Genomic DNA, 7,311 nt, shown 5'->3' with positions numbered 1-7,311 from the left:
GGGGCCGTCGGGCCCCCGCGCACAGGGCCGACCGTCGCGCGGATCGGCGGGCGGCGCCGGGTCTTCGCCCGGCGCGGTCCCGTGCGCCGGGTCAGGTTTCCGCAGCGCCGGACAACTCGTCAAAGCATTGAAGCGCCTTGGCGGCATACATCAGCGACGGACCGCCGCCCATCTGGACGCACATCGACAGCACCTCGCCGATCTCGTCACGCGTGGCCCCCGACCGCACGAGCGCGTCCACATGGAACGCGATGCACGGCTCGCATCGATCCGCCACGGCGATGCCGAGCGCCACGAATTCCAGCGTCTTCGCGTCGAGCGTGCCCGGGCCCTTCGCCGCCTTGGAGAGCGCCTGAAAGCCCTTGGCCATGTCGGGTTGCAGGCTGTTGAGCGCCTTGAGGCCGTTGCGCATGTCGGCCAGCTTGTCGGTCCAGGTCATGTCGTTTCCCTTGCTGCACGGTGGGGCCGCGGTCCGGTATTGCCTACTTGGCCCGACGGGCGGTTCGACGCCAATGTGTCACGCAGGCGCAACTGTCCGGCTTGCCGACAGTGTGCCGCAGCGCACTGTCGATCCCCGCTTGCCGGTGCAGGATGGCTGCCATGGTGTTCACGAGTGATTGGTTTCAGCGATCGGGTCGAGGGAGAACAGGATGATCATCAGAAGTATTGACGCGATCGTTTCGGGACGCCCGTTCCACACGATCGGACCGGACGAAAGCGTGCGCGCGGCCTGCATGCGGCTTGACACCGCGAATGTGGGCGCGCTGGCGGTCATGTCGGACGGCACGCTGCTGGGCGTACTGAGCGAGCGCGACGTGATCCGCAAATGTCTTGCACGGGGGCGGCGCACCGACCAGACGCAGGTCGCGGAGATCATGACAGCGGATCCCGTGACGATCGATGCGCAGGCGCCGCTGGCCGACGCGATGGGCGCCATGATCCGCGGCGGGTTCCGCCACTTGCCGGTGACGCGGGACGGCGCGGCGGTCGGCATGCTGTCCATGCGCGAAATCCCGACCGAGTACCGGGTCATGTTCGAACGGTTCCGGGAATACAACACCCGCCCGTCACCCATGCCCGCCATGGCGATTGCCGCGCAATAGTCACCCGGCCGGAACCGGCCGGATGACCCGAAGCGGGACCATGCCGCCGGTCGCCGGCGGCATGCAGACACGAGGTTCCGATCAGTTCGGAATCGTGCCCGTCAGACCCTCGACGTAGAAATCCATCCCAAGAAGGGTGCCGTCGTCGGCGGTTTCGCCCTCGGCCAGCCAGACCGATCCGTCCTGCCTGTTGATCGGGCCGGTGAACGGGTGGTAATCGCCGCTGGCGATGGCATCCATCAGCGCGCGGGCCTCGTTCGCCACGTCCTCGGGCACGGCGTCGGTGATCTCGCCGATCTGGACCATGCCTTCGCGGATGCCCTGCCAGACCTGGTGGCTTTCCCACGTGCCGTCCATCACCGCCTGCACCCGGTCGATGTAATAGGGCGACCAGTTGTCGATGATCGAGCTGACGCGCGGGCTGGGCTTGTACTCCGCCATGTCCGAAGCCTGCCCGAAGCCGATCACGCCGCCAGCCTTTTCCGCCGCGGCCAGCGGCGCGGTGCTGTCGGTGTGTTGCAGGATCACGTCCGCCCCCTGTTCGATCAGCGCGGTGGCGGCGTCGGCTTCCTTCGCGGGATCGAACCAGGTGTTGGCCCAGACCACGCGGAATTCCACGTCCGGGTTGGCCTTGCGCGCGGCGATGAAGGCCGCGTTGATGCCGCGGATCACCTCGGGGATCGGATAGGAGCCGATATAGCCGATGATGTTGCTTTCGGTCATCTTGCCCGCGATGTGGCCTTGCACGGTGCGGCCTTCGTAGAAGCGCGCCGAATAGGTGGCCACGTTGTCGGCGGTCTTGTAACCGGTGGCGTGTTCGAACTTCACGTCCGGGAACCGCTGGGCCACGTTGATCGTGGGGTCCATGTAGCCGAAGGACGTCGTGAAGATCAGGTCGGCGCCGGACAGCGCCATCTGGGTCAGTACGCGTTCCGCATCGGCCCCTTCGGGCACGCTTTCCTGGTAGACGGTTTCGACGGTATCGCTGAAATGCGCCTCGACGGCCAGCCGGCCCTGGTTGTGTTCATAGGTCCAGCCGCCGTCGCCGACGGGCCCGACATAGACGAACCCCACCTTGAGCGGGTCGTCCTGGGCGGCGGCGGGCAGCACCAGCCCGGCGGCAAGCGCCGCCCCGGCCAGCAGGGTCGTGAGTGTCTTCATGATGTCATCTCCGTGTTGGTTTGCGTTTGACGGGGCCGAGTTCCTTGCGGACCTCGCGTTCGATGTCGTCGTGCAGGGTCTTGTCGCGCGTCGCGGACAGGTCCGAGCGGATCAGCGCCGAAGAGATCAGCGCCGTGGGCACCGCGATCACGCCCAGCCCGACGAACAGCAGCGCCGCAGTAAAGACCCGCCCCGCCGCCGTGATCGGGTAGATGTCGCCGTAGCCCACGGTGGTGAAGCTGACGATGGCCCACCACAGGCTGATGGGGATCGACGAGAACGCCTCGGGCTGGGCGTCGTGCTCGAAGATGTAGATGCCCACACCGGCGATGTAGATCACGACGCAGGCGAGCACGGCGAAGACGGCCAGTTCCCCGCGTATGCTGTGGAGGGCGAGTTCCAGTCGCTTCAGGGCCGCGTTGGTGTGCAAGAGCTTGAGCAGTCGCACCAGTCGCAGAAGCCGCAGCACCCGCACCGCCGCCAGTTCCGGCGAGACGAACGCGAGCAGCGGCAGGCAGGACAGCAGGTCCACCATCCCCCAGAAGCTGAATATGTAGCGCAGGGGGCGTTCGGCGCAGACCACCCGCGTGACGTATTCCGCGGTGAAGACCAGCAACACGACCAGTTCGAACTGCAGCAGCACCCGGTCGGCCCAGACGGGCAGGCCCGGGATCGTCTCGACCGAGATCGCCAGCCCCGAGGCGAAGATCAGCGCCTGATGCGCCAGCGCCACCGTCCGCGGCGCGGTCGGGTGCGTGCCGTCGAGGATCTGTGGGATCTCGGTGCGCGTCACGCCGGTGCATTCCCTTGCCGCCCAGTGGTGTCATGCCGCCGCGTGGAACACCCGGCCCAGCGAGGCGGGCGCATTCATCGCCACGCGCCGCCGGTCGGACGACATGACGACCAGCACGAGGATCGTTACCAGATACGGCGAGATGGACAAGAGCGCCACGGGCACCGCCACGCCCGCCGCCTGCAGGTTCAACTGCAACACGGTGATACCGCCGAAAAGATAGGCCCCGAGCGCCACGCGCCCCGGCCGCCACGCGCCGAACACCACCAGCGCCAGCGCGATCCAGCCCGCGCCTGCCGTCATGCCTTCGGTCCATTGCGGCACCCGCACGAGGCTGAGATACGCGCCGCCCACACCCGCCATCGCCCCGCCGAAGAGGATCGCCGCGGTGCGGATGCGCACGACCTTGTAGCCCAGCGCATGGGCGGCGTCGTGGCTTTCGCCCACTGCGCGCAGGATCAGCCCCGCGCGGGTGAAGCGCAGGAAGGCCCAGATCGCCGCGGTCATGGCGAGCCCGAGATAGACCAGCGGGTCGTGGCTGAACAGCACGCGCCCGACGAAGGGCAAATCCGACAACGACCCGAGATCGAGCGACGGGGTGGCGGGCGGCTTGATCCCCACGTAGCCCTGCCCGATCAGCGCCGAGAACCCCAGCCCGAAGAGCGTGAGCGCCAGCCCCGTCGCCACCTGATTGGACAGAAGGCCCTGCGTGAGAAACGCGAACACCAGCGACAGCCCCGCGCCCCCCAGCGCCGCACCGACGAAGCCGAGCGTGGGCGAGCCGGTTTCGACGGCGGTGGCGAAGCCGCAGATCGCGCCCACGATCATCATGCCTTCGACGCCGAGGTTCAGGACGCCGGATTTTTCCACGATCATCTCGCCCAGTGCGGCGAAAAGGATCGGAGTGGCGGCGACCATGAGCGACGCCAGCAGGAGGTCGATGGATATGCCCGCCATTACGCGATCCTCCGCCGGCCGAACCGGATGCGATAGTTGCTCAGGACATCGACGGCGAGGAGGAAGAACAGGAGCATCCCCTGGAACGCCTGGATCGCCGCCGCCGGGATGCCCAACATGAACTGCGCCAGCTCTCCCCCGATATAGGTCAGGGCCATCAGTAGCCCCGCCAGCAGGATGCCGACCGGGTGCAGGCGCCCGAGGAAGGCCACGATGATGGCGGTGAAGCCGTAGCCCGATCCGAAATCGATGCTGACCTGTCCCGCCGGTCCCGTGACCTCGAACAGGCCCGCGGCCCCGGCCAGCGCGCCCGACAGACCAAGGCAGATCACCACAAGCCGCGCGGGGTTCACGCCCGCGAAGCGCGCCGCGCGCGGGGCCGTGCCCGCAAGCCGGATCTGGAAGCCGAGCATGTGTTTCGCCAGAAGCACGTAGGCCGCGATCACCGCGACGAAGGCCGCGACCACGCCCCAATGCATGCCGGTGCCCGCGATCAGTTCCGGGTTCGCAGCGGCGGGCCATTGCTGGAAGTTGCGCGATCCCGGAAAGCCGCCGCCCTCGGGGTTGCGCATCACGCCGAGAGCCGCCGAGGCGAGGAACTGCTCGGCCACATAGACCAGCAAGAGCGACACGAGGATCTCGTTCGTGTTGAACCGCGTCTTCAGGATCGCGGGGATCATCGCCCAGGCCCAGCCCCCGAACGCGCCCGCGATCACCATCGCGGGAAACAGCAGGACGCTGTCGGAGGGGTAGAGCGCAAGACCGACACCGGCCCCGCACAGCGCGCCCATGATGTACTGCCCCTCGGCGCCGATGTTCCACACACCCGCCCTGAACCCGAGGCTGAGACCGATGGCGATCAGGATCAGCGGCCCGGCCTTTACCAGGAGCTGGGGACGGGAATAGGACGCGAACTGCGCGTTGAAGAGCGGGTCGTAAAAGATCGTCCGGATCGCCTCGAACGGGTCCTTGCCGAGGGCCGCGAACATCAGCCCGCCAGCGACCATCGTGGCCAGCACGGCGACCAGCGGCGTCAACACAGTCCATGCGCGCGACGGCGTGGGGCGTTTTTCCAGCGCGATCATTAGCGGGCTACCTTGCGGGCTGTCCGGGGCACGGCACGGGTGCCGCGGGGCATCGTCGGATCACTGTGCGGCATGGGCCACCTCCATGTCATGGGCGCCGCCCATCATCAGGCCGATCTCGTCCATGGTCAGCCCCGCCGTGGGGCGCGGTGCGCTGAGCCGCCCGCCGTTGAGGGCTGCGAAATCGTCGGCCAGTTCCATCAGTTCATCCAGATCCTGGCTGATGACGACGACCGCCGCGCCGCCTTCGGCCAGGTCGATCAGCGCCTGCCGGATCGCCGCCGCCGCCGCCGCGTCCACGCCCCATGTGGGCTGGTTCACCACGAGCACCCGCGGCGATTGCAGGATTTCCCGCCCGATCACGAATTTCTGCAGGTTGCCGCCCGACAGCGCCCGCGCGGCCACATGGTTCCCCGGCGTGCGCACGTCGAAGGCCGCAATGATCCGGTCGGCAAAGGCGCGGGTCGCGCCCCAGTCGATCAGGCCGCGCGGCGCCAGCCCTTCGCGCACCTGCCCGGTCAGGAGCGCGTTTTCCACCAGCGACATGTCGGGGGCGGCGGCATGGCCCAGCCGTTCCTCGGGCGCGGCCAGCACGCCCAGGTGGCGGCGTGCGGGCGGCGGCAGCGCACCGATATCGTCACCGTCCACGAAGAGCGTGCCGGGGGGTGCCAGCGTCTCACCCGACAGCACGGCCAGCAATTCGTCCTGCCCGTTGCCCGCCACGCCCCCCACGCCGAGGATCGCACCTGTCCGCACCGAAAGCGACACGTCGCGCAGGCTGGTGCCGAAGGGGGTCGCGGCGGGCAGGTCCAGCCCGCGCAACTCCAGCGCCACGTCGCCGGGCGTGGCCGCGCGCCGTTCGGGGACATGCAGCACGCTGCCGACCATCAGTTCGGCCATGTCCCGCGCGCTCGTATCGCGCGGGATGCAATCGCCCACGACACGCCCCCGGCGCAGCACGGTCGCCGCATCGCAGAGCGCGCGGATCTCGTCGAGCTTGTGGGAGATATAGAGAATCGCCGTACCCTCCGCCGCCAGCTTGCGCAGGGTGGCGAAGAGGATCTCCACCTCCTGCGGGGTCAGCACCGAGGTCGGTTCGTCCATGATCAGCAGCTTGGGGTTCTGCAAGAGGCAGCGCACGATCTCCACCCGCTGTCTTTCGCCTGCGGACAATTCCCCCACCAGCCGCGACGGGTCGAGCGGAAGGCCGTAGTCGTGGCTCACGTCACGGATGCGCGCGGCGAGGTCCCGGCGCTTCGGCGGGTTTTCCATCCCGAGCGCTATGTTCTCTGCGACGTCCAGCGCCTCGAACAGCGAAAAATGCTGGAAGACCATGGCGACACCCGCCTGCCGCGCGGCGGAGGGCCGGTCGGGGGCATAAGGCGCACCGCGCAGGGTCATGGCCCCCTTGTCGGGTTTCACCAATCCGTAGATCATCTTCACCAGCGTGGACTTGCCCGCGCCGTTTTCACCCAGAAGCGCATGAATCTCACCCTCCCCGATGCTGAAGCGCACGTCGTCATTGGCGACGACGCCGGGATAAGCCTTGGTCAGCCCCTCCAGCGTCAACAGTGTCGGGCGGGTCATGCGCGGGCCTCCTTGGCGGTCATCTTGGCGGGGCGCGCGAGCAGCGCCGCCGCGACGCCGAGCGCGATCGCCTGCGGGTGCTTGCCCAAGGACGGGTCGCCGATGGGGCAATCGATCAGATCGATCTGCGCCGGTGCGTGGCCGAGATCGCCGAGGCGCTTGCGGAACCGCGCCCATTTGGTCGCCGACCCGATCACGCCCGCACTAGCGAAACCGTGGTTCAGGGCGGCGTGGCAGAGATCGAGGTCCAGTGCGTGGGAATAGGTCAGGATCAGGTGATGCGCGTCCCGCGGGGCGTGCGCCATGGCCGCCGCCAGTGCGGGTGCTGGCAGCGCCGTGACGCCGCCGGGCAGCGGGTCGGGGAAACGGTCGTGCGCGGTGTCGGCCCATGTGATCGCCAGATCGGGCAGCGGGGCCAGAACCCCCACCAGCGCGCGGCCCACGTGGCCCGCCCCCCAGATCCACACGGGCCGCGTTGGCGCAGCGAGCGGTTCCAGCAGCCAGCCTTGCGCAAAGCGGACCGGCGGCGCGATGCCGGTGCCGCGCGCGTCCCGCAGCGCCCGGCGCAGGGTCAGTGGGGCGGGGGCGTCGCCGTCGATCCGCCGCAGCAACGGCAGTGCCGGGT

8 protein-coding genes are annotated in these 7,311 nt (G+C 68.6%); 1 reads left to right on the top strand and 7 read right to left on the bottom strand.

All coding sequences use genetic code 11. The features are described from left to right. Positions 1-91: 91 nt before the first annotated feature. On the bottom strand, positions 92-439 hold the full coding sequence (locus tag DDE13_RS21355) for a carboxymuconolactone decarboxylase family protein (RefSeq protein ID WP_111406240.1): 348 nt from the start codon (positions 437-439) through the stop codon (positions 92-94). 211 nt (positions 440-650) lie between these two features. Between DDE13_RS21355 and DDE13_RS21350 the strand changes: the two genes are divergently transcribed. Next, positions 651-1,103 carry a CBS domain-containing protein gene (locus DDE13_RS21350; RefSeq protein WP_111406239.1) on the top strand — a complete coding sequence of 151 codons (453 nt, stop codon included), beginning with the start codon at positions 651-653 and terminating at the stop codon, positions 1,101-1,103. Between the two features lie 81 nt (positions 1,104-1,184). Here DDE13_RS21350 and DDE13_RS21345 read toward each other — a convergent pair whose 3' ends face one another. From DDE13_RS21345 to xdhC, 6 genes are all read right to left on the bottom strand, one after another. Further along, on the bottom strand, positions 1,185-2,264 hold the full coding sequence (locus DDE13_RS21345; protein ID WP_111406238.1) for a BMP family ABC transporter substrate-binding protein: 1,080 nt from the start codon (positions 2,262-2,264) through the stop codon (positions 1,185-1,187). A gap of 4 nt (positions 2,265-2,268) precedes the next feature. Beyond that, on the bottom strand, positions 2,269-3,057 hold the full coding sequence (locus DDE13_RS21340; protein WP_111406237.1) for an ion transporter: 789 nt from the start codon (positions 3,055-3,057) through the stop codon (positions 2,269-2,271). 30 nt (positions 3,058-3,087) lie between these two features. Continuing rightward, positions 3,088-4,014 carry an ABC transporter permease gene (locus tag DDE13_RS21335; RefSeq protein ID WP_111406236.1) on the bottom strand — a complete coding sequence of 309 codons (927 nt, stop codon included), beginning with the start codon at positions 4,012-4,014 and terminating at the stop codon, positions 3,088-3,090. Further along, complete coding sequence (locus DDE13_RS21330; RefSeq protein WP_111406235.1) at positions 4,014-5,099, bottom strand: ABC transporter permease; 1,086 nt, start codon at positions 5,097-5,099, stop codon at positions 4,014-4,016. Before DDE13_RS21330 ends, DDE13_RS21335 begins: the two co-directional genes overlap by 1 nt. Positions 5,100-5,159: 60 nt before the next feature. After that, a complete protein-coding gene (locus DDE13_RS21325) occupies positions 5,160-6,686 on the bottom strand; it encodes an ABC transporter ATP-binding protein (RefSeq protein ID WP_111406234.1) in 1,527 nt (508 codons plus the stop codon). After that, a partial coding sequence (gene xdhC, locus DDE13_RS21320; protein WP_111406233.1) for a xanthine dehydrogenase accessory protein XdhC occupies positions 6,683-7,311 on the bottom strand: 629 nt, incomplete at its 5' end. The genes xdhC and DDE13_RS21325, both read right to left, overlap by 4 nt.

The organism is Meridianimarinicoccus zhengii, from assembly GCF_003254465.1.
Classification (GTDB): domain Bacteria; phylum Pseudomonadota; class Alphaproteobacteria; order Rhodobacterales; family Rhodobacteraceae; genus Meridianimarinicoccus; species Meridianimarinicoccus zhengii.
Note: the sequence above shows the minus strand (reverse complement) of the source record. Positions and strands in the feature narration are given on the sequence as shown.

Coding starts and splice junctions, on each gene's coding strand:
- DDE13_RS21335 (WP_111406236.1), bottom strand. CDS start 4,014: ATGGCGGGCATATCCATCGACCTCCTGCTGGCGTCGCTCATGGTCGCC.
- DDE13_RS21355 (WP_111406240.1), bottom strand. CDS start 439: ATGACCTGGACCGACAAGCTGGCCGACATGCGCAACGGCCTCAAGGCG.
- DDE13_RS21350 (WP_111406239.1), top strand. CDS start 651: ATGATCATCAGAAGTATTGACGCGATCGTTTCGGGACGCCCGTTCCAC.
- DDE13_RS21345 (WP_111406238.1), bottom strand. CDS start 2,264: ATGAAGACACTCACGACCCTGCTGGCCGGGGCGGCGCTTGCCGCCGGG.
- DDE13_RS21325 (WP_111406234.1), bottom strand. CDS start 6,686: ATGACCCGCCCGACACTGTTGACGCTGGAGGGGCTGACCAAGGCTTAT.
- DDE13_RS21330 (WP_111406235.1), bottom strand. CDS start 5,099: ATGATCGCGCTGGAAAAACGCCCCACGCCGTCGCGCGCATGGACTGTG.